At 60.3% G+C, this 21759-nt stretch carries 29 protein-coding genes; 4 read left to right on the plus strand and 25 right to left on the minus strand.

The window, feature by feature from the left end; translation table 11 throughout:
• Genes HY795_17730 through HY795_17740 form a run of 3 tightly spaced genes read left to right on the plus strand, consistent with a single transcriptional unit; the run spans position 1 to position 1968 of the window.
• On the plus strand, positions 1–318 hold the full coding sequence (locus tag HY795_17730; GenBank protein ID MBI4807058.1) for a hypothetical protein: 318 nt from the start codon (positions 1–3) through the stop codon (positions 316–318).
• 8 nt (positions 319–326) lie between these two features.
• Positions 327–1469 (plus strand): glutathionylspermidine synthase family protein, encoded by a 1143-nt coding sequence (locus HY795_17735; protein MBI4807059.1) that lies wholly within the window; start codon positions 327–329, stop codon positions 1467–1469.
• Positions 1470–1524: 55 nt separating this feature from the next.
• On the plus strand, positions 1525–1968 hold the full coding sequence (locus HY795_17740) for an N-acetyltransferase (GenBank protein MBI4807060.1): 444 nt from the start codon (positions 1525–1527) through the stop codon (positions 1966–1968).
• Positions 1969–2043: 75 nt separating this feature from the next.
• On the opposite strand, the gene HY795_17745 is transcribed toward HY795_17740, so the two are convergent.
• From HY795_17745 to HY795_17805, 13 genes are all read right to left on the minus strand, one after another.
• Positions 2044–2715, minus strand: a complete 672-nt coding sequence (locus HY795_17745) for a phosphatase PAP2 family protein (GenBank protein MBI4807061.1) — start codon at positions 2713–2715, stop codon at positions 2044–2046.
• 10 nt (positions 2716–2725) lie between these two features.
• On the minus strand, positions 2726–3130 hold the full coding sequence (locus tag HY795_17750; GenBank protein MBI4807062.1) for a hemerythrin family protein: 405 nt from the start codon (positions 3128–3130) through the stop codon (positions 2726–2728).
• Positions 3127–3549 carry a hypothetical protein gene (locus tag HY795_17755; protein MBI4807063.1) on the minus strand — a complete coding sequence of 141 codons (423 nt, stop codon included), beginning with the start codon at positions 3547–3549 and terminating at the stop codon, positions 3127–3129. The genes HY795_17750 and HY795_17755 overlap by 4 nt, the downstream gene beginning before the upstream one ends.
• A 137-nt stretch (positions 3550–3686) precedes the next feature.
• Entirely contained in the window at positions 3687–4679 is a 993-nt protein-coding gene (ilvC, locus tag HY795_17760) for a ketol-acid reductoisomerase (protein MBI4807064.1), read from the minus strand.
• A 207-nt stretch (positions 4680–4886) separates the two neighbouring features.
• On the minus strand, positions 4887–5366 hold the full coding sequence (ilvN, locus tag HY795_17765; GenBank protein MBI4807065.1) for an acetolactate synthase small subunit: 480 nt from the start codon (positions 5364–5366) through the stop codon (positions 4887–4889).
• Between the two features lie 10 nt (positions 5367–5376).
• Positions 5377–7077, minus strand: coding sequence for a biosynthetic-type acetolactate synthase large subunit (gene ilvB, locus HY795_17770; GenBank protein ID MBI4807066.1), 1701 nt, complete (start codon positions 7075–7077; stop codon positions 5377–5379).
• 3 nt (positions 7078–7080) lie between these two features.
• The gene (locus HY795_17775) at positions 7081–7314 is read right to left on the minus strand and encodes a DUF465 domain-containing protein (GenBank protein MBI4807067.1); all 234 of its coding nucleotides are present in this window, start codon (positions 7312–7314) and stop codon (positions 7081–7083) included.
• A 21-nt stretch (positions 7315–7335) separates the two neighbouring features.
• Positions 7336–7653: a DUF167 domain-containing protein gene (locus HY795_17780; protein MBI4807068.1), complete on the minus strand. Its 318-nt coding sequence runs from the start codon at positions 7651–7653 to the stop codon at positions 7336–7338.
• Entirely contained in the window at positions 7654–8172 is a 519-nt protein-coding gene (locus HY795_17785) for a DivIVA domain-containing protein (protein MBI4807069.1), read from the minus strand.
• 13 nt (positions 8173–8185) lie between these two features.
• The gene (locus tag HY795_17790; GenBank protein ID MBI4807070.1) at positions 8186–8491 is read right to left on the minus strand and encodes a YggT family protein; all 306 of its coding nucleotides are present in this window, start codon (positions 8489–8491) and stop codon (positions 8186–8188) included.
• A 94-nt stretch (positions 8492–8585) separates the two neighbouring features.
• Positions 8586–9251, minus strand: coding sequence for an HAD family hydrolase (locus tag HY795_17795; protein MBI4807071.1), 666 nt, complete (start codon positions 9249–9251; stop codon positions 8586–8588).
• A gap of 3 nt (positions 9252–9254) precedes the next feature.
• A complete protein-coding gene (locus tag HY795_17800) occupies positions 9255–10073 on the minus strand; it encodes a hypothetical protein (protein ID MBI4807072.1) in 819 nt (272 codons plus the stop codon).
• 10 nt (positions 10074–10083) lie between these two features.
• On the minus strand, positions 10084–10455 hold the full coding sequence (locus HY795_17805) for a hypothetical protein (GenBank protein ID MBI4807073.1): 372 nt from the start codon (positions 10453–10455) through the stop codon (positions 10084–10086).
• A 75-nt stretch (positions 10456–10530) separates the two neighbouring features.
• Here HY795_17805 and tatA point away from each other — a divergent pair, with 75 nt between their 5' ends.
• Entirely contained in the window at positions 10531–10710 is a 180-nt protein-coding gene (gene tatA, locus HY795_17810; protein MBI4807074.1) for a twin-arginine translocase TatA/TatE family subunit, read from the plus strand.
• Here the strand turns inward: tatA and HY795_17815 are convergent.
• The 12 genes from HY795_17815 to fbp form a co-directional block, all read right to left on the minus strand.
• On the minus strand, positions 10707–11285 hold the full coding sequence (locus HY795_17815; GenBank protein ID MBI4807075.1) for a CDP-alcohol phosphatidyltransferase family protein: 579 nt from the start codon (positions 11283–11285) through the stop codon (positions 10707–10709). The two genes, tatA and HY795_17815, sit on opposite strands and share 4 nt — an antisense overlap.
• A gap of 14 nt (positions 11286–11299) precedes the next feature.
• A complete protein-coding gene (locus HY795_17820) occupies positions 11300–12460 on the minus strand; it encodes an N-acetylmuramoyl-L-alanine amidase (protein ID MBI4807076.1) in 1161 nt (386 codons plus the stop codon).
• Positions 12442–13362 carry a tRNA (adenosine(37)-N6)-dimethylallyltransferase MiaA gene (miaA, locus tag HY795_17825; protein MBI4807077.1) on the minus strand — a complete coding sequence of 307 codons (921 nt, stop codon included), beginning with the start codon at positions 13360–13362 and terminating at the stop codon, positions 12442–12444. Before miaA ends, HY795_17820 begins: the two co-directional genes overlap by 19 nt.
• A gap of 14 nt (positions 13363–13376) precedes the next feature.
• Positions 13377–13889, minus strand: a complete 513-nt coding sequence (gene coaD, locus HY795_17830; protein MBI4807078.1) for a pantetheine-phosphate adenylyltransferase — start codon at positions 13887–13889, stop codon at positions 13377–13379.
• Positions 13835–14437, minus strand: a complete 603-nt coding sequence (rsmD, locus tag HY795_17835) for a 16S rRNA (guanine(966)-N(2))-methyltransferase RsmD (GenBank protein ID MBI4807079.1) — start codon at positions 14435–14437, stop codon at positions 13835–13837. The genes coaD and rsmD overlap by 55 nt, the downstream gene beginning before the upstream one ends.
• Positions 14434–16473: an elongation factor G gene (gene fusA / locus HY795_17840; GenBank protein ID MBI4807080.1), complete on the minus strand. Its 2040-nt coding sequence runs from the start codon at positions 16471–16473 to the stop codon at positions 14434–14436. Before fusA ends, rsmD begins: the two co-directional genes overlap by 4 nt.
• Before the next feature lie 8 nt (positions 16474–16481).
• Positions 16482–17267, minus strand: coding sequence for a hypothetical protein (locus HY795_17845; GenBank protein MBI4807081.1), 786 nt, complete (start codon positions 17265–17267; stop codon positions 16482–16484).
• 70 nt (positions 17268–17337) lie between these two features.
• Positions 17338–18072, minus strand: coding sequence for an outer membrane protein assembly factor BamD (locus HY795_17850; protein MBI4807082.1), 735 nt, complete (start codon positions 18070–18072; stop codon positions 17338–17340).
• A 21-nt stretch (positions 18073–18093) separates the two neighbouring features.
• Positions 18094–19023 (minus strand): thioredoxin-disulfide reductase, encoded by a 930-nt coding sequence (trxB, locus tag HY795_17855; protein ID MBI4807083.1) that lies wholly within the window; start codon positions 19021–19023, stop codon positions 18094–18096.
• A 3-nt stretch (positions 19024–19026) separates the two neighbouring features.
• Positions 19027–19347, minus strand: a complete 321-nt coding sequence (gene trxA, locus HY795_17860; GenBank protein MBI4807084.1) for a thioredoxin — start codon at positions 19345–19347, stop codon at positions 19027–19029.
• Between the two features lie 342 nt (positions 19348–19689).
• Positions 19690–20742, minus strand: a complete 1053-nt coding sequence (gene tsaD / locus HY795_17865; protein ID MBI4807085.1) for a tRNA (adenosine(37)-N6)-threonylcarbamoyltransferase complex transferase subunit TsaD — start codon at positions 20740–20742, stop codon at positions 19690–19692.
• Positions 20739–21752 (minus strand): class 1 fructose-bisphosphatase, encoded by a 1014-nt coding sequence (gene fbp, locus HY795_17870; protein ID MBI4807086.1) that lies wholly within the window; start codon positions 21750–21752, stop codon positions 20739–20741. The genes tsaD and fbp overlap by 4 nt, the downstream gene beginning before the upstream one ends.
• Positions 21753–21759 lie beyond the last annotated feature (7 nt).

A 21759-nucleotide genomic window follows, 5' to 3' on the forward strand; every position in this document is an offset into this window, starting at 1 on the left:
ATGAAACGATCGCGCCACGTCACCATCGGCCTCGTAGTATCGGTCAGCCTTGCGTTAAGCGGCTGCGTTTCCGACGACGATGACGAAGAATACCAGCGAGGGAATTATCACAACATCATCTACCATTCCTCCGGGCGCCCCTACCTCGTCGGCGAGGACAGGTCCGTAAGGCCTTTGCCAGCCGACCATCCGAACTACAACGCGGCTGTCGCGGAGGGTCAGGCCATCGCATCGGGCAATAAGTCCTCGACAGGAAAAACCTTCGTCAGCCGTGGCGGCTTCGGTTCCACAGGCGCACACCTTTCATCCGCATCCTGACCCAACCCATGAGACGCATTCGTGTAGACCCCCGCCCCGGCTGGCAAGGCATTGTCGAAAGCCAGGGATTCATCTTTCACAGCCTGGACGACGTCCCCTATTGGGACGAATCGGCCTACTACCTATTCACTGCCAATGAGGTGGACGTCATCGAGCTTGCCGCCAACGAACTCCATGAGCGCTGCCTCGATGCCGCCCAGCACATCATAAGCGAAGGCCGCTACACGGATCTGGGTATTCCGGGCTTTGCCGTCCCGCTCATCGAGCAGGCATGGGAGGAAGAACCTCCCTCGATCTACGGCCGCTTCGACTTCGCGTACGACGGCGTCTCCCCTCCGAAGCTTCTCGAATACAACGCGGACACGCCGACCAGCCTGCTCGAAGCCTCGGTTATTCAATGGTTCTGGCTGCAGGATGTTTTCCCGAAACGCGACCAGTTCAACTCCATTCACGAAAAACTCCTGGCCAGATGGGCTGAAGTCAAACCCGGACTGAAAGGAGAAATCCTCCATTTCGCCTCAACCCGCGACATCGAAGACATCATCACCGCCAACTACCTGCGCGACACCGCCGAATCCGCAAACATCGCCACGGACTTTCTCCATGTCGACGAGATCGGCTGGGACGCCCTGGCTTTGCGCTATGTGGACACCAAGAACCGCCCGATCCAGAGCATTTTCAAGCTCTATCCCTGGGAATGGCTCACGCGGGAGGACTTCAGCCAATACTTGTCGTTCACATCGCCACACATGCGCTGGTTAGAGCCGATCTGGAAGATGCTCCTCTCCAACAAGGCCATCCTGCCAATCCTGTGGGAGCTTTTCCCGGACCACCCCAACCTTCTGCCCGCCTATCTCGACGGGCCGAACGGGCTCTCGGATTACGTAGTGAAACCAAAGCTGGCACGCGAAGGGGCGAACCTGACCGTGGTGAAGGACGGCAGGATCGTGGAAAAAACGGCCGGGGCCTACGACGAGAACGATGTGGTGTGGCAGGGATTGTGCGAGTTGCCGGACTTTGACGGCGCAAGGCCTGTGATAGGAGCCTGGGTAATCGGCGGTTGGGCTGCGGGCATGGGCATTCGCGAAGCCACGCAATGCGTGACAACGAATCTCAGCCGGTTCGTGCCCCACGCCTTCGAGCCTGCATGAACACTGCCACGCCTGAGGGTCGCCTGGGCGCAAACCACACGACAATCGGAGATGTATGATAATCCGGCAAGCCACATCACAAGACAGGCCCGGCATCGAAACAATCCTGCAGGACGCCTACGTGGCCTATGTCCCGCGTATTGGGAGAAAGCCAGGACCCATGCTGGACGACTATGGCGAGCTCATAGCGGCCGGAGAGACGTTCGTGGTTGAGGATGGCGGCCATGTGCTCGGGGTTCTCGTTCTGAAAGACGAGCCTGACGCCCTGCTCCTGGACAACGTGGCGGTGCATCCCGAAGCTCAGGGGCGCGGCCTGGGGAGAGGCCTCATATCGTTTGCGCAAGAAGAGGCCCGCCGCCGGGGCCACCCGGCAATCCGGCTGTACACCAACGAGGCCATGACCGAGAATGTGGCATTCTATGAGCGCCTTGGCTTTGTGGAAACGCACCGATGCGAAGACAAGGGCTTCCGACGCGTGTTCATGACGAAGAAACTCTAGAGAGAATGCCCCACAATTGCCACGCCCCGGCATTCAACGCCAAGCGGGATTGGCTTCAGGCGGTCTGCCGGGGGATTACTTCAGCCCCTGCTGGGCGCGCAATTCCGCCTTGGCCAGGTTGAAATCGCTCTGGAATTGCGGGCTGGCGGACAGAATCGGCAAGAGGAAGGTGGCTTCCATCTGGCCGGCGCCAACGTCCGTGGGCCAATGCTGGCCCAGGATCAGGCGATTGAGCCCGAATTGGACGCCGTAGGTGAGAAGCTGGTCCTTTTTTTCCGGAAGCATTTCCCCAAGCAGCACGCCGTCTATATATCCAAGCACCGTGTGCGCGCTGGGGTAGGAAGCCGCCGTTACAGGCCCCTGGCTGTTGTACGTGCGATCAAGGGCAATGTTCGTGTTTTGCGTGTTAATGGTGACCTTGTTGAAGAAAGCGTTGGTCAGCGGCAGGTTCTGGGCGTTGAAACCCGCGCCCAGCACATTGGAGAAGTCGAAGACCGAGGGGACAACGTCAGCTTGGGCATTGGCCACCATTGCTGGGGAAGCGGTGGCCATCACGGTGTTCAGGAGGAGAATGTTCGCGGCCTGAGCGGCAGTGCCGGGCGCAGGCGGGGGCGGCAGGAGCAACAGGGCTTGCTGCGCGGCCGAGGTGCTTGAAAAATAGGCGTCGGGGCCTAACGTTTGTCCAAAGCAGGTGTGGGGAAAAACCAGAACAACCAGCAAAGCCAAAAAGCCAGCCATCGAACGCAAGAGGCACCCCTTACTGTTTTTTCTGCCACTCGAAGAAGCTTCTGTCTTGCACCTTGATGTGGTCCACAAGCCATGTAAGCAGGAATCGCAGCATATCCAAGGCGGTCCATTCGCTGTCCTCAGGGTACTCGCTGGTAAAAAAAACCGTCTTCAGCATGAATTCCGCGTGCATTCCCTTGTGGCGGGTCAACCCCGGCCACCCGGCCTTGGCCATCAACGCTTCCTCCATTTCAAAATGCGTATGGGCATAGGCCATCATGCCTTGGAGAGCGTCCTGCACCCCCTGGCCGGATTCATCGTTGGACAGGCGTTCGTCAAGCTCCACAATCATGCCGAACAGGGCCCGGTGTTGCGCGTCAATGTCCTCGTGCCCTACTTCCAGCGACGAATCCCAGGTTTCAGGAGCATTGATCATTTATGGGCTTTCCTCAGTTCCTTGATGAATTTTCCCAGGTCCTTGTCGCCCTTGGCCTGCCTGGCAACAGCCCAGATCCCCCAATAGATGGGAATGTTCCTGTTGGCCGCGTCCTCGTAGAAGGTGTCCAGGCCCGTGGCTATCTGAGCTGTGGTCAGGTTGTCCAAATACTTGCCCGTCTGGGCCATGATGCTTTCGATAACATCCGTGCAAACGGAATAGCTCTCCCGGACGACGATATGGATAAGGCTTTCCGATAACGCCATGCCGTCGAAGAAGCCGAGAATGATGTCCAGCTTTTCGGTTTCCGGTATGGTGCGCCAGTAATTTCCGTCGCGTTTGTCCTGAGCCTGAAGCTGCCCGGCAAGGACCGTCACGACCAGTACGGCAGCCATGAAAAGGCGAAGATATGCAGCCATACCAGGCCTTTTCGGAGGAATGGGGAAAACCTTAACCGCCATGTTCATCACCGTATATATTTCGTTCTGAGCAACCTATAAAAAAAGGCCGTGGTCACGTCCAGGACCACGGCCTTTTTTTTAAGTATTCCCGCGAATTATTTTTTCAGCCAGCTCATCATGCCGCGAAGCTTGGAACCAACCTCTTCCACCTGGTGGTCGGCGTTGGTGCGGCGCATGGCCAGGAAGTGGGCGCGGCCGCCGGCGCGGTTTTCCAAAATGAATTCCTTGGCGAATTCACCCTGCTGGATTTCCTTCAGAATCTTGGCCATCTCCTTGCGGGTCTCATCGGTGATGATGCGAGGGCCGCGGGTGTAGTCGCCGTACTCGGCGGTGTCGGAGATGGAATAGCGCATCTTGGCCAGGCCGCCCTCGTAGATCAGGTCCACGATGAGCTTGAGTTCGTGCAGGCACTCGAAATAGGCGATCTCGGGCTGGTATCCGGCGTTCACCAGGGTTTCGAAACCGGCCTTGATGAGTTCGGACACGCCGCCGCACAGTACGGCCTGCTCGCCGAAGAGGTCGGTCTCGGTCTCTTCCTTGAAGGTGGTCTGGAGCACGCCGGAGCGGGTGCCGCCGACGCCCTTGGCATAGGCCAGGGCGATCTGCAGGGCCTTGCCCGAGGCGTCCTGGTGCACGGCCACGATGCAGGGCACGCCGGAGCCTTCGGTGTAGACGCGGCGCACCATGTGGCCGGGGCCCTTGGGAGCGACCATGATGACGTCCACATCGGAGGGAGCGACGATCTGGTTGAAATGGATGTTGAAACCATGTCCGAAAGCCAGCACCTTCCCGGCCTTCAGGTTGGGCTTGATGCACTCGTTGTAGAGATCGGCCTGGTACTGGTCCTGCACCAGAATCATGATCACGTCGGCGGCGGCAGCGGCCTTGGCAGCGTCCATGGGCTCGAAGCCGTGTTCCTTGGCCAGCTTCCAGTTGGGGCCGCCTTCGCGCTGCCCGATGACCACTTTCACTCCGGAATCACGGAGGTTCTGGGCGTGGGCATGGCCCTGGGAACCGTAACCGACGATGGCCACGGTTTTATTTTTCAGAAGAGAAAGATCGGCATCCTGATCGTAGAAAACTTTCATTGAAAGGGCTCCTTTGCGCCTCACGGAGAGGTGATAGCTGTAATCGTGGGACGGTTAATTTAGACAAAAACCGTCAATAGTGCAAGCAAACGGGAGCCCACCTTGCGGTGGGCTCCCAGGTTCCGGTCATTCAATGCGCAAGCGGAAAGGGAGTCCAGAGGGCGATAGCCCTTTGGCCGCCGGAGGCTTCCTCGCGCCGCGCCGTTGCTACTGCATGCTCCTGCGCATGGCCACCGCTCCGGTGCGGGCCACTTCCTTGATGCCGAAGCGCTGCATGAGGTTGATGAGCGCCGTGATCTTGTCCTGGGTGCCGGTGATCTCCAGGGTGAACTCGTCAAGGCCCACATCCACCACCTTGCAGCGGAACACGTCCACGATACGCAGGATCTCGGCCCGCTTGCCTTCTTCGGCAGCAACCTTGAGGAGCATCATCTCCCGCTCGACGTTCTTCACCTCGGTCAGGTCCACCACCTTGATCACCGTGACCAGCTTGCGCAGCTGCTTTATTATCTGCTCGATGATCGTCTCGTCGCCGATGGTGGTGATGGTCATGATGGACACACCCTCTTCAAGGGTAGGAGCCACGTTCAGGGTTTCGATGTTGAAGCCCCTGCCGGAAAAAAGCCCGGACACCCGGGAGAGAACGCCGGGTTCGTTTTCAACGAGAATGGAAAGAATGTGGCGCACGGCGTCCTCCTTAGACCAGGATCATTTCGGTGATGGATTTTCCGGCGGGAACCATGGGGTACACGTTCTCTTCCGGGTCTACGATCACGTCCACGATGCATGGCTTGGGTGTGGAGAAAGCCTGCTTGAGGGTGGCTTCCAGTTCCTTGGCCTGGGTGACCCTGAAGCCGGCCGCGCCATAGGCTTCGGCCAGTTTCACGAAGTCCGGGGCGATATCTAAGCAGGTGCTGCAGTAGTTCTTCTCGTAGAAGAGCTCCTGCCACTGACGCACCATGCCCAGGTAGCCGTTGTTCAAAATGACGATCTTCACCGGCAGGTTGTAGCACACGGCCGTGGCCAGCTCCTGGATGCACATCTGGATGGAGCCGTCGCCGGCCACGTCGATGACCAGCTTGTCCGGGTAGGCGGCCTGGGCCCCGATGGCTGCGGGGAAACCAAACCCCATGGTGCCGAGGCCCCCGGAGGTAAGAAGCGTGCGCGGTTTCTTGTAGTTGAAGAATTGGGCCGCCCACATCTGGTTCTGCCCCACTTCGGTGGAAATGATGCAGTCGCCCTTGGTGATCTTGTAGAGCATCTCAACAACGGACTGGGGCTTTATGAATCCGCCCTTGGTGGCCGGTTTGTACTTCACCGGATGCTTGGCCTTCCACTCGCTCAGTTGGGCCAGCCACTTGTCCTTGGGAACGAACACGTCCTTCTGCCCGGCCAGATCGGCCATCTCCTTGTTGAGGGCCTCCATGAAGAGGCGGCAGTCGGCCACTATAGGCACGTCCACGTGCACGTTCTTCTGGATGGAGGTGGGGTCGATGTCGATGTGGACCATGGTGGCCTTGGTGGCGAACTCCGACAGCTTGCCGGTTACCCGGTCGTCGAAGCGCGCGCCCACGGCCAGGATGAGGTCCGCGTTGGACATGCCGTGGTTGGCCGCATAGGTGCCGTGCATGCCGAGCATACCGAGCCAGCGGGGATCGTCTCCCGGGAAGCAGCCCAGGGCCATGAGCGTGGCCGTGACCGGCAAACCGTAGGCCTGGGCCAGCTTGGTGAGCTCCTTGGAGGCGCTTGAACTGATGACGCCGCCCCCGGCGTAAATGACGGGATGCTTGGCCTTGCACAGAAGCTCGGCCACCTTGCGCACCTGCTTGACGTTGGGGTCGTAGTGCGGGTTGTAGCCTCTAAGCGCCACCTTTTTGGGATAATTGAACGCGCACAGCTGCTGCTGCACGTCCTTGGGCAGGTCGATGAGAACCGGCCCGGGCCTGCCGGACTGGGCAAGGAAGAAGGCTTCCTTGATGGTCTTGGCCAGCTTGGTGATGTCTTTGACCAGGAAGTTGTGCTTGGTGCAGGGCCGCGTGATGCCCACGATGTCCACTTCCTGGAAGGCGTCGTTGCCTATGAGCGGAGTGGGCACCTGCCCGGTGATGATCACCACCGGAATGGAGTCCATGTAGGCCGTGGCGATCCCTGTAACAGTGTTGGTGGCGCCGGGGCCCGACGTTACCAGACATACCCCCACCTTGCCCGTGGCCCGCGCATAGCCGTCCGCCATGTGAATGGCGCCTTGCTCGTGGCGTACCAGAACGTGCTTGAGGTTGGGATAATTGGGGATCTGGTGATAGATATCTATCACCGCCCCGCCTGGGAAGCCGAAGATAACGTCAACTCCCTCGCGCCCCAGGGACTCGAGGAGAATTTGGGCCCCGGTCAGTTCCATGATCTATTTCGCCTCCGCCTTGCGGTATGAATCCAAAATGACGTTTATACGGGTCTTGCCGGCCAGCTTCTTCTTTTTGAGCTCCTTGATCTCAAGATCTTCGGTGGCGTTCAAGTAGGGCTTGCTTTCAAGCTTCTCGATCAGTTTCCCGAAGGCTACGTGCTCGTCGTAGAGTGCTCTGAGTTCCTGGTCCGAATCGCTGAGCTTTTGAATGAGCTCAATATCGCGACTGTCCATGGCCGTTGCCTCCTGTTCAGGTTAATTCCCTTCGTGATTGGCCTTATCCAGTGCGCGCCAATCGGGCTCGAAGCCTTCTTTGACGCGTATCGTCTTTTTCCTGCTGGTCTGCCCGGAGGTGAGCTCAAGCGAGCTTCTCGGCAGACCAAGACACTTGGCCAGAAACACAACCAGCGCCTCGTTGGCCTTGTTCTCCTGGGCCTGGGCCTTGAGCTTCACCTTGAGGCGCCCGTCCACCACTCCGACAGCGGCGTCCTGTTTGGCCCCTGGCTGCACCCACACCAGCACCCTGAGCCCGCCGCCCTTGGCTTCCCCGGCATAGGGCGGCCGGTCCACCATCTATTCCTGGCCTTCGGCGAAGGTAAATTCTCCGCCGAGCGTGCCGGCTCCGGAGGGGGCTTCGGAGGCCTCCAGCAGCCTGAAATGGTCTTCGAGGAGTTTGCGCATTTCCTGATCAAAGGCTTCTTTCTGGGCCCGAAGATCCGCGATCTCCTCGAAAATGCGGGCCTTCACCAGATTGGCGTCCGCAACAATGCGGCTCCCTTCGGCCCGGGCCTCCTCTATGATGCGCTGGGAGTCGCGCCGGGCGTTTTCATGAATTTCCTCAACGATCTTTCGTCCCGTGGCAAGAGCACCGCGAAGGTCGGAGGGAGGTTGCGCGAGGGCTGGGTCCTGATAGCGGCCGCCTTGGGCACGCTCCAACTCGGCCAGACGCTCCGTAAGCCTGCGGTTCTCGTCGGCCACTTCGCCGAGCGCTTCCGCGGCTTCGTGCATGACCAGGTCCACCTCTTCAGGGGAGTACCCGCGCATGCAACGGTTGAATTTCTTTCCCAAGAGGTCGATCTTGGAGATCGTCACAGCCTCTTCCTGGTTAGCGCATCATGAAGGCCAGTTGAGCGATCGATTCGACGATGAACACCTGGCCGATGAACTGCAACGCCAAAATAACCACAATAGGCGAGAGATCCATCCCCCCCACCATGACGAACGGCAACATGCGGCGCACCCTGTAGAGCACGGGTTCCGTCGCGGAATAGAGAAAGCGGACAACGGGATGGTAGGGATCGGGCCGAATCCAGGAGACCACCGCCGCTATGATGATGATCCACTTATAGGTGCCGAAAACGAAATCAAGAATGAGAGCAATGGTCTTTAAAAGAGGTCCCACAAAAGGCATGTTTTTCCCCGTATAACTGGCTTGGCCGGACATTTCCCGGCTAAGCGAGACTCGCACACGCACCCACGCAAATCAAGGGCTTTTTAGTCCGCCCCTAAGTCGCCCCCTGGAGGAAACACCTGCGCAGGCGTTCGAAACTCCCCACATGCAGCGCGGCGGAAAGCTTCGGATTTTTGTAAGCCCAGAACGGCACGCCAGCGGCCCTGGCGGTGAGTTCGTCCACACTGGAATCGCCAATGTAGGCCACCTGCTGCCTGGTGAGGCTCCAGTGCCTGAGAATCTGGTGGACCCCCTCGGGATTGGGCTTGGGGTGGCTCACTTTGGCGGCGGTGACCACCGGTGAAAAATATTCCGTCAGGTCGAAGGTTTCCAGGAGCATCTCCATGGAATCCGTCCGGTTGGTGTTCACCGCCAGAAGGTATCCCTGGTCTCGCATGGTGGAAAGAAGGTCCACCAAACCGTCCTCCAGGAAAGTGAACGGCATGATGTCCTGCTCGTAGTCGATCTCCCGGCGGGCCTCTTCGGCCTCGGCCAGGCGCTCCACCGGAATGATATGGGCAATGGACACCGTTACCGCGTGGGCGTGGACGAATTCTTCCTCCTCAGGAGTCATGGGGAGAAGGCCGAGCTTTTTGCGCACCGTGTTGTAGTACATGCGGTTGGCGACCTTGGAGTCCACCAGCACGCCATCGCAGTCGAATATCACGCCTTTAACGCCGTCCAGGAAGGCGGCGGGTGATGTGTCATTACACTCGGGCATGGGCTATTTCCCTCCAGGGGAGACGATCAAACGAACCGCGTCCAGCCACGGCTTTGAGGCGTCGGGGCGCTTGTTCAGGCACAACGTGTAGCCAGGGGCCAAGGCCTGGCGCCATTCCCCTTCAAGGCCAAACCTGGCCAGGGTTTCCGCGGACGCCTCGGAGAAGGCCACCCCGTACTCCGCCCAGTCAGCCAAAATATTTTCGTCCGCGCAATAGAGCCCCTGGCCGTCTGGAACAAAGGCCAGAATGGACTCCATCAGCACGGCAAGGGGGATCTTCGGCCCATCGGGAGTGAGATCGGGTTTGGCCCCGGCCAGGGCGGCAGCCGAGCCCTCCAAGGCGTCTTCCTCTTCCAGGCCGAGTGATTTCTCGAACGTGCTCCACTGGGCGTCCAGTTTGTCCTTGAGGCTCGCCAATTCGAAAGCCGCGTCCTCCAGGGCCCAGGCCAGACAAAGTTCCGTCTGCGCACGGGAAAGAGCCTTGCGCATCTCGATTTCGCGGGCTGAGCCGGAAAGAGCTGCCCGGAGATCATCTTTTATGGCGAAACTCGTGCCCGAAAAGAAGTTCTCGAAGTGCCCTGAGACAAGCGCCGATATATCGCCCAGGTTCTTGGTCTCGCGGGCCAATTGGGCGAACTGGGCCAGCATGGCCTTCACCACGGCATCATTCATGGGCAGGTTGTCCGGCTTGTAGAGGGAAGCGTCATGTCCGGGGACAGGCACGCCAGGGTTCAAAAAACGCACGGCAGAAGGTGCATCGGGCGCGCTCCCGGGATTGAGAGCTGGGACATTGACCAGGAAATTCGTGGTGTTGAGACTCATAGTCCGTGGGTCATCCCCGAGATTTTGATGTGAAATTCTGGCAGCGCCCCGCGCATTCGGGAAGCTTCAGGACGCAGACATCCTCCAGGCAATGAAGACAGCCGGGAAAGGGATCAATAACATCGGGCTTGTGATCCTGACAACCCGTATCCTCCTGGCAGAGCTCCCGGAATCGCTTCTCCCAGATGCCGCAGGCCACCGACTCTTCCAGCCCGAAGGCATCGGCCTGGGCAAGGAAGGAGTCGTAGAATGCCTGCAGCTTTTCCAGAACAGCGCAACGGTAGGCAGCATGATAACCGGGATTCAAGTGTTCTTCATACAGGCACCGGCCGCGAATGAAATGTCCGCAACCGGTGGCTGGAAGCCGTAATATCTGGGTCAAAGGGTTCTCGCTTCGCTTGACCGGTTACTGGCAGCAATGTAGCCTTTTGAGAAGCAATCGATTGGGAGGCTTGGCATGTTCGGCTTAGGTTTTTGGGAGTTATCGCTCATTTTGCTTATCGTTCTGCTTCTTTTCGGGGGAAGCAAACTTCCCGATCTTGGACGCGGTCTGGGCAAGGCCATCAGGGATTTCCGCCGGGCCACTTCCGAAACGGACAAAATCGAAGAGACCAAGGACAAGAAGGACACCCACTAGTCCTGGTCAGAGGCCCCTTTGAACATCGTCAGTCCGGAAACCACGTAGAGAGATCCCGAAACGAACGTCAGGGCCGCCGTTGCCCAGGCCAGCCAATCCACTGCGAGCCCCAAAGCACCTTCCAAACCGGCCATGCCCCGCCAAAAGGCCGCCAGGGCAAGAGCCATCTGAAAAACCGTCGTGGCCTTGCTGGTAAGGCTCGGCTTGATACTCGCCCTCATGTCCTGACCCCAGAAGGTCAGAAGCGCCACCCCTCCAAGAATCAAGACGTCCCGGCTGACCACGGCCACCGCCAGCCAGGTTGGGATCCAGCCGGCATGGGCCAGACAGACATAGGCCGAGTCCAGAAGGATTTTGTCCGCCACGGGGTCGAGCACGGCTCCGAGCGGGGATCGCTGGTTGAGCACTCGGGCCAGGAATCCGTCCAACGCGTCCGTTGCTCCGGCCAAAAAGAACATGAACAGCGCAGCCCTGTGGCTTCCATCCAGAAAAAAGCCCACGAACAGGGGCGTAAAGAGAATCCGCGCCATGGTAAGGGCATTGGGGATGGTCCAGTTGCTTGAGCCGGAAACCATGATCAGTGAAAACCCTATCCAAGGCTTCGAGTCAAGGCCCTGGCAAGCTCATCGGCAAGCTTCTCCAGGAATTCCGGGTTTTTGAGGGCAGTTTCGTCCGGCTGGTTGGAGAGAAAGCCCGTTTGCAGCAAAACGGACGGCCGCCCGGCATTGGCCAGCACCTTGAGGGGCGCGGCACGCACAGTGACCGTATCCAGCGGTTTCCCGGCCCTAAGCCCGGTTGCGATCCGCTGGGCCGCTTCCCTGCCCATCACCGACAGCCGCCTCGTGTACCAGGACGACACAAAATCCATGGCAACCGGAACCTGGACCATCGGGGCCTGGATCCGCTCGAAGCGGATGACCCCGTTTTCCAGGTCGGCCACTGCCGCTGCCTGAGGATCCGAAGGAGTTGGGGAATAGGAGTAGATTTCGATGCCGGAATACCCCGGCAGGGAAGCCGCGCAATGCAGGGAAACGAAAAGATCGGCCCCCAGAAGCCCGGCCAGAGCGGATCTGCTCCACAGCGGCTGGTCGTGGTCCGCGTTCCTGGTCAGGAGAACCCGCACGCCCGCCTGTTGGGCTTCCACTGCCGAAGCGACCTTTATTGCCAACTCGAAGGCAATTGTCTTTTCCGCCAGTCCCGTTGAACCCGCCACACCCTTGTCAGCCCCGCCATGGCCGGGATCGATGAGGATGAGCCGCGCCCCGGAAGGCTTGCCGCTGGCGGCGTACGCTTCGAGTTCCTTGCGGGCGTCCTCCTCAATCTGGGAAGGCTTCCTGTGCTTGGCGGGCTTTTCTGGGGTGTGGGCAGGCCCCAGGGGTTTCTGGGACAGCACGTCGAGCATCATGCGGGCATAGCCGTCGCCTGGGTCAGCCCGAAGAGCCATTCGGAAGCTCTCGGCAGCCAGGGAGTTCTGGTCGGACATGAAATAAACCCGCCCAAGCAGGTTGAACACCCAGGGGTTGGCGGGATCTAACCTGGCCGCCTCCTTGAGCATGGCGAGCGCCTCGGACGGCTTCCCGGAAAGGAGCAGTTCGTGCCCCTTGGAGGCGAGCTCCTGGCCTGTGTCCTTGCTGGCAAAGCACTGCACGGAAAGGCCCAAGCAGGCGGTTGTCACTATTGAGATGGCGCTGCGCCTGGAAATGCGGGACATACCAACGCCCTTGGCACTGTTCACGGCGTGTGCAACCATTTTTGCGCCGTCGTAAGCATCGCCCCTGCCTCGCCCGGGCTGAACCAGCGAATGTCCGGGTCCTTCTTGAACCAGGTCATCTGCCGCTTGGCGTAGGCCTTTGTATTGGAAAGCCACAGGGCCTTGGCCTCATCCAGGCTCGTTTCCCCGCGCAGATGGGCGGCCAGTTCGGCGCAGCCTATTCCGGAAAGCCCCGGCGCATTGGGCTCCGGGCAGAGTTCCACGGCGCGCCGGATTTCCTCCAGGGCACCCGCTTCGAGCATGGCCTCGATGCGGCGGGCCAGACGTTTTTCCAGGACTCCCTTGTCCAGGCCGATGCCCATCTTCAGGCAGGGCACGTCAAGCACCTTCTCGGTGGCCGCATGCCACTGGGAGAACGTCCTGCCTGTGGCATCGAAGACTTCCAGGGCTCTGGTCACGCGTTGGCGGTCGTTCGGGTGCACTTTTGTAGCATAGGCGGGATCGCTCAGTGCCAGACGTTCGTGCATGGCCAGAGGTCCGTGGAAATCCCAGTCGTCGAGAACCTTTTGGCGGACCTCGCCGGGCACATCCGGGATCGGGGCCATGCCCTCGAGCAAGGCCTTCAGGTACAGGCCGGTGCCACCGACCAGAATGGGGACCATCTCCTGGGCCAGCACATCCCGGATTACGGGCGCGGCCAGCTCGGCATAAGCTCCAGCGGATATGGCCCGCGAACAGGAAAGAAAACCGTAGAGCATGTGCCCGCACCGGGTCTGCTCCTCGGGAGTGGGCTGGGCGGTGGTGACCGGAATCTCCCGATACACCTGGCGTGAATCGAAATTGACCACCACGCCTCGTACCGCGTCTGCCAAAGCCAGAGCCGCCTCGGTTTTTCCGGCTCCTGTCGGCCCCAGTATGCAAAGAGCCTTTGCGGGATGCACGTGGAAAGCGAGCCCTATTTTCTCTTGCCGTTGGGGGGGCCGAAGCGTTCCCGCAAGCGGCGCGTCACCGCGTCCGGCACCAGCCCCTCGTAGTCGCCTCCCGCCCTGGCAAGTTCCTTGATGATGGTGGAGCTTATGTAGAGCCACCTGAAGTCGGTCATGAGAAATACGCTTTCGATGTCCTTGTCCAGACGCCTGTTCATGAGCGCCAGCTGGAATTCATAGTCGAAGTCCGAAACCGCGCGCATGCCCCGCAGAATGACGTTGGCCCCGGAGGAGCGAACGTACTCCACCAAAAGCCCGCTGAACGGCTCGACCTTGACGCGGGGTTCGCTTGCGAAAACCTCGCGGATCATCTCCACCCGCTCTTCCAGGGTGAAAAGAGGTTGCTTGGGCGTCTGTTCCGCCACCGCCACGGTGACCCCGTCGAAAACCTTGAGCGCACGGCGCACAAGGCTGCGGTGGCCCATGGTCAGGGGGTCGAAGGTTCCGGGATAGACGGCTGTGTGGGATTTGCGAGAGTCCATACGAGTATCCTGGTTTGTCCGTAAAGCCGGTCCGCCTCCAGTTCCAGTGAGGCGGGGCAGATATTCAGGTTGAGATCTTTTTCCAGCTCGGCCACGACAAAGGCGCCGGGGGCAAGCCAGTGGTTGGCGACAACACGCGTAAGCACCGGAGCCAGAAGATCGCGGCCGTACGGCGGATCGATAAACACGAGTCCGAAAGGCTCCCGGGGCGGTCTTGAGAGAAGCTTGAGGGCGTCTCCCGGGGAAGCCGAGCAGGATTCGGGGCCAAGACCCAGGAGGCGTCCGTTGTCGGCTATCCGCCTGGCCAGGGTCTTGTTGGCTTCCACAAACCGGACAAACGCCGCGCCTCGGCTCAGGCATTCAAATCCCAGGCTGCCGGTGCCCGCGAACACGTCAAGCACCCTTAGGCCTTCCACGTCAAGCCCTCTGGCCGCCAGCATGTTAAAAAGCGCCTCGCGCACCTTGGCCATGGCCGGCCGGCAGCCGTCGCCCGAAAGCGTGGGCAGGTCGCGCCCCTTGAATCTTCCCCCCAATATGCGCACGGCTATTCCAGGAGGTCGAACCGGGCGAACTTCATCACCATGCCCGCCCTGCCCTGGGTGGCGGAACGAAGCTCGGTGGAAAAGCCGAACAGCCTGCGCAGGGGTGTGAGCGCCTGGACGATCTTCTGCCCTGCCCGGTCGAAAAGATTCTCAATCTTCGCCCCTTTGGAACCCAGCAGGCCGATCACGTCGCCCACGAAGTCGTCCGGGACCGAGATATCAAGATACATGATGGGTTCCAGCAGCGCCGGGGAAGCGTTTCGAAGCGCGCTCTTCAGGGCCTGGGCTGCGGCCATGCGGTAGCCCGCCGGGGACGACTGGCCTTCCACCCTTCCCATGTCCTCCACGCGCACGGAGACGTCCTGAACCGGAAAGCCCTCCAGGGCCCCGGATTCAAGCCCATCCTCCAGGCCCTCTGCCACAGCGTCCAGCCAGACCTTGGGCCAGACTTTCGGGTCGAGCGGCACATGGATTTCCCTGCCCTTTTCACGGGGCAGAGGCGCCACAGTGAGCACAACTTTCCCGTAGTGCATCTGTCCGCCCAGCTCGCGGGCGAATTCCGCTTCGCCGCGGCCTTCCCTGGTGACTGTCTCGTGGCAGACCACCTGGGGCTTGCCCGCCCTGGGCGTCAGACCGTGCTCGCGCCGGATGCGCTCCAGCACCACTTCCAGGTGCAGCTCTCCCATGCCGGAAAGGATGAGCTGGGCGGTGTCCTCGTCGTGAGCGCAGGTCAAGGTGGGGTCTTCCAGGAGCACCCTGGCCATGGCGTCCTTCAACTTATCAAGTTCCTCGGTGTTGCGAGGCTCCAGGGCCATGGAAAGCACCGGCTTGTACTGGGAGATGCTCTCCAACAGTACTGGCTGCGCCTTGCTGGCCAAGGTGTCGCCGGTGCGCGGCAGTTTCATCCCGGCCAGAGCCACGATCTCGCCTGGTCCGGCCTTGGGCAGGGGCTCCTTCTGGTCCGCGTGCAGATGGAAGATGCGGCCAATCCTCTCGGTCTTGCCCTGGGTGACGTTCACGGCATCCTCGCCTTCGACCAGGGTGCCGGAATACACGCGCACCAGGGCGAGCTTGCGCCCCGCTTCCATGATCACCTTGAACACCAGGGCGGAGAGCGGAGCCTTGGGGTCTGGAGCGAGCTCGACCGTCTTCCTGGAAACAGGATCCAGGCCCTGCACCGATCCGATGTCGGCCGGGCTCGGCAGATAGTCGCAGACAGCGTCCATGACGGGCTGGACGCCCATGTTCCGAAGAGCCGAACCGGTCAGAACCGGGGTGAGCCCGCGCGACAGCGTGGCCTTCCTGATCACGGCGGCTATCATGTCCGAAGCGATGGCCTCGCCGCCAAGATAGGCTACCATGAGGGCTTCGTCATGTTCGGCAAGGGCTTCGAGCATGGTGTCCCGCCAGGGCTCGGCCAGGGCTCTCTCGTCGGCGGCGAGAGGAGCGCGTTCAGCCGTATCGCCGGAGAAAACTATTTTCTCCATGCGCACAAGATCGGCAATGCCGGAAAAATCAGGGCCCGCACCCAGAGGGATCTGGATGGCGAGCGGGACAGCACCGAGGCGCTGGCGCATGGAGTCCAAAACAGCCCGGAAATCCGCCCCCGGCCTGTCCATCTTGTTCACAAAGGCCAGCTTCGGAACTCGGTAATGCTCGGATTGGCGCCACACGGTCTCGGACTGGGGTTCGACTCCGGACACACCGCAAAAGACGCCGATGGCTCCGTCCAGAACGCGCAGGGAGCGCTCCACCTCAATGGTGAAGTCGACGTGTCCGGGAGTGTCGATGATGTTTATCTGGCGGCCCGCCCAGTAGCAGGTGGTGCAGGCCGAGGTGATGGTGATGCCCCGTTCCTGTTCCTCGGGCAGATAGTCCATGGTGGCGGTGCCTTCGTGGACCTCGCCCATGCGGTGTATCTTGCCGGCGTAATAGAGAATCCTCTCGGTCAGAGTGGTCTTGCCCGCATCGATATGGGCGATGATGCCGATATTGCGCAGAGAGCCGATTCCCGGCTTGCCCGAGGGAGAATGTGAAGCCATGATGGGAATCAGCTATAGACGAGACGCCGGCCAAAGAAAAGCTCGCGCGGCAGGTCGTTCCAGTCCCACAGGGCCTCGCGCCCGGGTTCGAGAACCAGCCTGGCCGAACGCGGCGCCGCCGCATAGGGAGCGAGCACAACCTCGTGTTCCGAATGGGCCAGAGCAGAGGCGTCGCCATACACGGCAAGCTCCACCCCGGCATGCGCGAACTCGATTGCGTCCTGATCCCAGGTGATGCCAGAAACAACAAGCTGGCCCATCTGAGGGGGAGGTGCCAGCCAGTGCGTGCGCACCCCGCTCCCGGCCAATACCGCAATCTTCTTCCAGAAAGGCTCAGCACCAAGACAGGCCAGGCCTCCCCGGCCGAATGCATCCCGAAGAAAGCCCAGGCAGTATTCGAAGTTCTTCATGGACGGGGAAAATACTTGCTCCACGCCGCACAGTTCAAGGGCGGTCAGGAGCGCATCCGGCCAGCCGCTTCGCGCCTTGGGCCGGAAAACCAGCACATTGGGGATGCGCGCGGCCACCGCCGGGATGAGGGCGGCCACGATCTGGGCTGGAGACACAACCCCGGGATCAAGGGCGAGTGCGTACCAGGGGCGGGGGGCGGTCTCTTCGGAGCGGGTCTCGCCGCCATGAAAGCGGGTGGAGATGGCTACACTGGCGCAGGCTGAAGGCTGCCAGGCCTGGAAGGCGGCGGCGATAGCGCTCTTGATAACGGCCCTGCCCCGGTCCCCGGTCCGATGGTACGCCTTGGCGAACCGGGCATCGCTTACGCGCCAGGCATCAAACAAATCAGGAAGTGCGCCAGGCCGGTCTTGAGTCATGGGATGAAGAAAAAGGCGGCCCGAAGGCCGCCTCGTCTTAGAGCCATTTCAGGAACTTGAGCCAACTGCCTTCCACTTCCCGGCGTTCCGACTCGGAAAGGGTCTTCTGGTATTTCAAGTAGGAGAGCTGGGCCCTCTCCTTGGAATACGCGAAGATCTCGGGCAGATCCTTGAAGTTCTCGGCAACGTACATGTAGCGGCGCCAAGCGGCTCCGAACCTGTCCGTGTTCCAGTAGAAGTCGGCCACGAAAATCTCGTGGGAAGCCATGCGGGTCCGGCACTTCACGATCCAGTTGGGCGCGTCCTGTCCCCACTGGGTGTTGGGATAGGCGTCCTTGAGCAGGGTGAAGTACTGGATGGCCTCCTGGAGACCGTCCTGAGGCAGATCGATGGACTCGAGCCGGCGGAAGGTGGACACGCCGACCTGGTAGAGCACGTAAGGGATCTGCTCGTGCCTGGGATGAAGGGCTTCGAATTCCTTGTAGGCGTCCGCGGCCTGCAGGAACTTGTCGTCCATGAAGTAGGCGTCGCCCAACCCGATGAGTCCGTCAGGGGTGTAGGGACTGAAAGGATAGCGGTCCTTAAGCTTCAGGAAGTACTCCTGAGCTTCGGTGTAGCGCTTTTCCTTCATGGCGTCCCGCCCGGCTTCCCAGAGTTCCTGAGCGGTGTCCTCGGCCGGAGGCAGGAAATAGTAGTCGATGAAGCCGCAGCCGGAAAGGCCGAAAAGCAGAAGCGCCAGTGATATGGCGCGCACGAAATTGGTTCTTGTCATGTGTTTGCTTGCGAACCTGTGTTAATGGTGGGTCAGGGTCTCCAGATAACTGATGACTGTGCTCGCCGCACCCGCGCCATCTCCCACGGCGGTGGCCACTTGGCGGACGTGCTTGGAGCGCACATCCCCGGCGGCGTAGATGCCCGGCACGCTGGTACGGTAGTTCTGGTCCGTGACAATAAACCCCTGTGTATCGAGTTCCATCTCCGGCGGGAAAAAACCGCCGTTGGGTTCGTAGCCCACAAAGACGAACACCCCTTGCACTTCCAGCCGCGAAACTTCGCCCGATTTGAGGTTGCGAATGGTCACGGCCTCGACCTTATCGGTACCGACGATCTCTTCCACAACCGAACTGCGGACAAGCTCTATGGCCGGGTTTATGACACAGCGTTCCTGATAACAGCGCTGGGCCCGGAAGTCGTCGCGGCGGTGAATGAGGTAGAGCTTTTTTACCAGTCTGGCAAGGTACAGCGACTCTTCCAGGGCGGAATTGCCGCCGCCGATGACCGCCACGTCCTGGCCCCGAAAGAAATTGCCGTCGCACAGGGCGCAGTAGGACACGCCCTTGCCAAGCAGTTCGCTTTCCCCCGGGATGCCTACACGCTTGTATCTGGCCCCTGAACAGATGATCACGGACCTGGCCTGGATCCACTCGGAACCGACCAAAAGCTTGTGTGCACCCTCATGGGGCTCGATGGCTTTGACCTCGTCGTTCAACCTGGCGATTGCCGGATAAGAGTCGAGATGCTTGGCGAAAATATCCGCCAGTTTCCATCCCTCGATGCCGTCGGGATAGCCGGGATAATTCTCAATGAAATGCGTCATGAGCACCTGGCCGCCGGGAGAAAGCTTCTCCACCATGGCCACAGTGAGCTCGGACCTGGCCAGATAGAGAGCGGCCGTCATTCCGGACGGCCCGCCTCCCACGACCACTGCGTCGTAACTCTTCATGGACTAGAGCGCCTTCTGAGTGATCATTTCCTTGATGGAGGACTTGGAAACGGCGCCGGTAATCTGCTCAACCACTTCGCCAGCCTTGAAAAGGATCAGGGTGGGAATAGCGCGGATACCGTACTTGCTGGGGGTGGCGGGGTTTTCGTCCACGTTCATCTTGGTCACTTTGATCTGACCGGTATACTCGTTGGCCAGTTCGTCGATCACCGGACCCATGGCTCGGCAGGGGCCGCACCAGGGAGCCCAGAAATCCACCAGAACTGGCAGCTGGCACTTGAGGATTTCTTCTTCAAAATTTGCATCGGTGACTTGGATGGCCATGCGTATTCTCCTTTGCTGAATCGTGAACCTCGAAGAGAAAGGCCCGCTTCATTCATGGACGGGCCCGCAGGAACGAGGGCGTTCCGGCTTGATTGGTTCTTACAGAACGTCCCGGATTTTGAGAAGCGAATAATTCCTGAATTTTTAAAATCAGCGTTGGTCCTTCTACATCTAAGCCTGATGTCTCGAACTTCGTCAAGGCCACCAAATAGAACCACCAGCTCAATTAAAAAATATAACCATCTATTACAAGGTGATAAATCGCCTCTCAGAATCGCGAGCCGGGAACCCCCTGAGTGAACGCTGGTGCGGCGGACCTGAGCCCGGCCTGTTTATCCTTGGCTATACCCGAGAATAATCAAAGGGAACCGGGCGGCCGCGCGGGATGGCCATAAGCTCCATGCCGTGGCTCAGACCGGCGCATGCCAGCTTCTCGCCCAGAGAGGCAATCATGGCCGCATTGTCCGTGCATAAGGACATGGAAGGAAACACAGCCTCAACTCCGGCGTCCTTACAGAAGCCGGTCAGTACCCGGCGGATCATGGAATTTGCAGCGACTCCCCCGGCCACGATGAGGGCCTTCATCCCGGGGTGCGCGGCAAAGGCGCGTTTGGTCTTGATGCGTAGCGTGTCCGCGACAGCCCAATTGATGGAGGAGCAGAAAAGAGGCAGTCCGGGCACGTCCGGCAATTGGCCTTCGGGCAGCACCGGCAGTTTCAGGTGCGGATGCGCGTCCACGTAGCGGGCCACAGAGGTTTTCAGGCCGCTGAAACTGAAATCCAGGCCGGGATGGCTGGTGTTGGGCCGGGGAAACAGGGATCTGTCGGGCTCCATGCCTTGACCCAACAGGTCGATGAACTTGCCGCCAGGATAGGGAAGATTGACCAGCTTGGCGGCCTTGTCCAGGGCCTCGCCGGCAGCGTCGTCCAAAGTGCGTCCCAACAGCTCGAAATCAAAAAAAGATTTGATGAGATAGAGGTGGGTGTGGCCACCGGAAATCAGGAGACCGAGAGAGGGAAAGGGGACATCGCGCTCAAGCCCGACTGCCATCAAATGGGCGTGCAGGTGGTTCACCCCCACAAGGGGAACCCCAAGCCCCAGCGAAAGCCCTTTGGCAAAGTTCAATCCCACCAGCAGGCTGCCCAGCAGGCCGGGCCCCCTGGCTATGGCCACGGCCCCGATACGCTCGGAGCGTACGCCGGTTGATTCAAGCAGGGAATTGAACAAGGCCGACATTTTGCGAAGGTGTTCGCGGGAGGCAAGCTCGGGAACGACGCCGCCGAAGAGGGCGTGCAGCTCCACCTGGCTGGCCATCCTCTCTCCGAGGAGCTTGCCGTCCTCCACCAGTGCCAGCGCGGTCTCGTCGCAGGAGGTCTCGACGCCAAGACAAATCATTTCTTATGCTTGCCGTAAATCTCCACCACCTTTTCCACGTCTTTCCTGCTGCCGATGAACAGCGGGACGCGCTCGTGCAATTCGGTGGGTTCGATGTCCAGGATGTCGCCCCGGCCGTCGCTGGCCGCCCCGCCGGCCTGCTTGCAGACGAAGGCCAGGGGGCTCGCTTCGCACATGAGGCGCAGCTTGCCGTGGGGCTTCTTGGGATCCTGGGTGTCGGCGGGATAGAGGAAGATGCCCCCGTAGAGGAGATTCCGGTGGAAATCCGCCACCAGCGACCCGATGTAGCGGCCGGAGTACGGCGCGCCGCGCTCGTTCCCGGGGCTCTTGAAATAATCGACTATCTCGCGGGTGGGTTCGTCCCAATAGGTCCAGTAGGCCTCGTTGACGGAGTAAATCTTGCCCCTTTCCGGGGTGCGGATTTCAGGATGGGAGAGCAGGAACTCGCCCACGCTGGGATCCAGGGTGAAGCCGTTCACGCCGCGCCCGGTGGTGTAGACCATCATGGTGGAGGTGCCGTAGAGGAAATACCCGGCCGCCACCTGCTCCGCACCCTTCTGGAGCACTTCGCACAGCCTGGCCGAACATTCGCTTTTCTCCTTGCGGCGCAGAATGGAGAAGATGGTGCCGACGTTGACGTTGGCGTCGATGTTGGTGGAGCCGTCCAGCGGATCGATGACCAGGATGTAGTCGCCTTTCGGGAGATGGTCCGGAATCTCGATGAGATCCGCGTTCTCTTCCGAGGCGATGGCGCAGAGCACTCCGGCCCGCTGCATCCGGTGAATGAGCACGGAGTTGGCGTATTCGTCCAGTTTGCGCACAGCCTCGCCCTGAACATTCACTTCACCGGTCAATCCGAGCACGTCCACCAAGCCGGCCTTGTTCACCTCTCGGGATATGATCTTGGCGGCCAGGATCAGCTCGTTGAACATGGAGGTGAAACGCCCGGTGGCCATGGGCGATTCCTTCTGGTGCAGGAGGAGGTGTTCAGTGACGGTGACCTGGCGCATGCGGCCG

This window comes from Desulfovibrio sp. (assembly GCA_016208105.1).
GTDB lineage: Bacteria > Desulfobacterota > Desulfovibrionia > Desulfovibrionales > Desulfovibrionaceae > Fundidesulfovibrio.

What these genes read in the sequence shown, in the direction of transcription:
- HY795_17730 (MBI4807058.1), top strand. Translation starts at nt 1, where the DNA reads ATGAAACGATCGCGCCACGTCACCATCGGCCTCGTAGTATCGGTCAGC.
- HY795_17735 (MBI4807059.1), top strand. Translation starts at nt 327, where the DNA reads ATGAGACGCATTCGTGTAGACCCCCGCCCCGGCTGGCAAGGCATTGTC.
- HY795_17740 (MBI4807060.1), top strand. Translation starts at nt 1,525, where the DNA reads ATGATAATCCGGCAAGCCACATCACAAGACAGGCCCGGCATCGAAACA.
- HY795_17750 (MBI4807062.1), bottom strand. Translation starts at nt 3,130, where the DNA reads ATGATCAATGCTCCTGAAACCTGGGATTCGTCGCTGGAAGTAGGGCAC.
- HY795_17755 (MBI4807063.1), bottom strand. Translation starts at nt 3,549, where the DNA reads ATGGCTGCATATCTTCGCCTTTTCATGGCTGCCGTACTGGTCGTGACG.
- ilvC (MBI4807064.1), bottom strand. Translation starts at nt 4,679, where the DNA reads ATGAAAGTTTTCTACGATCAGGATGCCGATCTTTCTCTTCTGAAAAAT.
- ilvB (MBI4807066.1), bottom strand. Translation starts at nt 7,077, where the DNA reads ATGGAACTGACCGGGGCCCAAATTCTCCTCGAGTCCCTGGGGCGCGAG.
- HY795_17775 (MBI4807067.1), bottom strand. Translation starts at nt 7,314, where the DNA reads ATGGACAGTCGCGATATTGAGCTCATTCAAAAGCTCAGCGATTCGGAC.
- HY795_17780 (MBI4807068.1), bottom strand. Translation starts at nt 7,653, where the DNA reads ATGGTGGACCGGCCGCCCTATGCCGGGGAAGCCAAGGGCGGCGGGCTC.
- HY795_17790 (MBI4807070.1), bottom strand. Translation starts at nt 8,491, where the DNA reads ATGCCTTTTGTGGGACCTCTTTTAAAGACCATTGCTCTCATTCTTGAT.
- HY795_17795 (MBI4807071.1), bottom strand. Translation starts at nt 9,251, where the DNA reads ATGCCCGAGTGTAATGACACATCACCCGCCGCCTTCCTGGACGGCGTT.
- HY795_17800 (MBI4807072.1), bottom strand. Translation starts at nt 10,073, where the DNA reads ATGAGTCTCAACACCACGAATTTCCTGGTCAATGTCCCAGCTCTCAAT.
- tatA (MBI4807074.1), top strand. Translation starts at nt 10,531, where the DNA reads ATGTTCGGCTTAGGTTTTTGGGAGTTATCGCTCATTTTGCTTATCGTT.
- HY795_17815 (MBI4807075.1), bottom strand. Translation starts at nt 11,285, where the DNA reads ATGGTTTCCGGCTCAAGCAACTGGACCATCCCCAATGCCCTTACCATG.
- HY795_17820 (MBI4807076.1), bottom strand. Translation starts at nt 12,460, where the DNA reads ATGGTTGCACACGCCGTGAACAGTGCCAAGGGCGTTGGTATGTCCCGC.
- coaD (MBI4807078.1), bottom strand. Translation starts at nt 13,889, where the DNA reads ATGGACTCTCGCAAATCCCACACAGCCGTCTATCCCGGAACCTTCGAC.
- fusA (MBI4807080.1), bottom strand. Translation starts at nt 16,473, where the DNA reads ATGGCTTCACATTCTCCCTCGGGCAAGCCGGGAATCGGCTCTCTGCGC.
- HY795_17850 (MBI4807082.1), bottom strand. Translation starts at nt 18,072, where the DNA reads ATGACAAGAACCAATTTCGTGCGCGCCATATCACTGGCGCTTCTGCTT.
- trxB (MBI4807083.1), bottom strand. Translation starts at nt 19,023, where the DNA reads ATGAAGAGTTACGACGCAGTGGTCGTGGGAGGCGGGCCGTCCGGAATG.
- trxA (MBI4807084.1), bottom strand. Translation starts at nt 19,347, where the DNA reads ATGGCCATCCAAGTCACCGATGCAAATTTTGAAGAAGAAATCCTCAAG.
- tsaD (MBI4807085.1), bottom strand. Translation starts at nt 20,742, where the DNA reads ATGATTTGTCTTGGCGTCGAGACCTCCTGCGACGAGACCGCGCTGGCA.
- fbp (MBI4807086.1), bottom strand. Translation starts at nt 21,752, where the DNA reads ATGCGCCAGGTCACCGTCACTGAACACCTCCTCCTGCACCAGAAGGAA.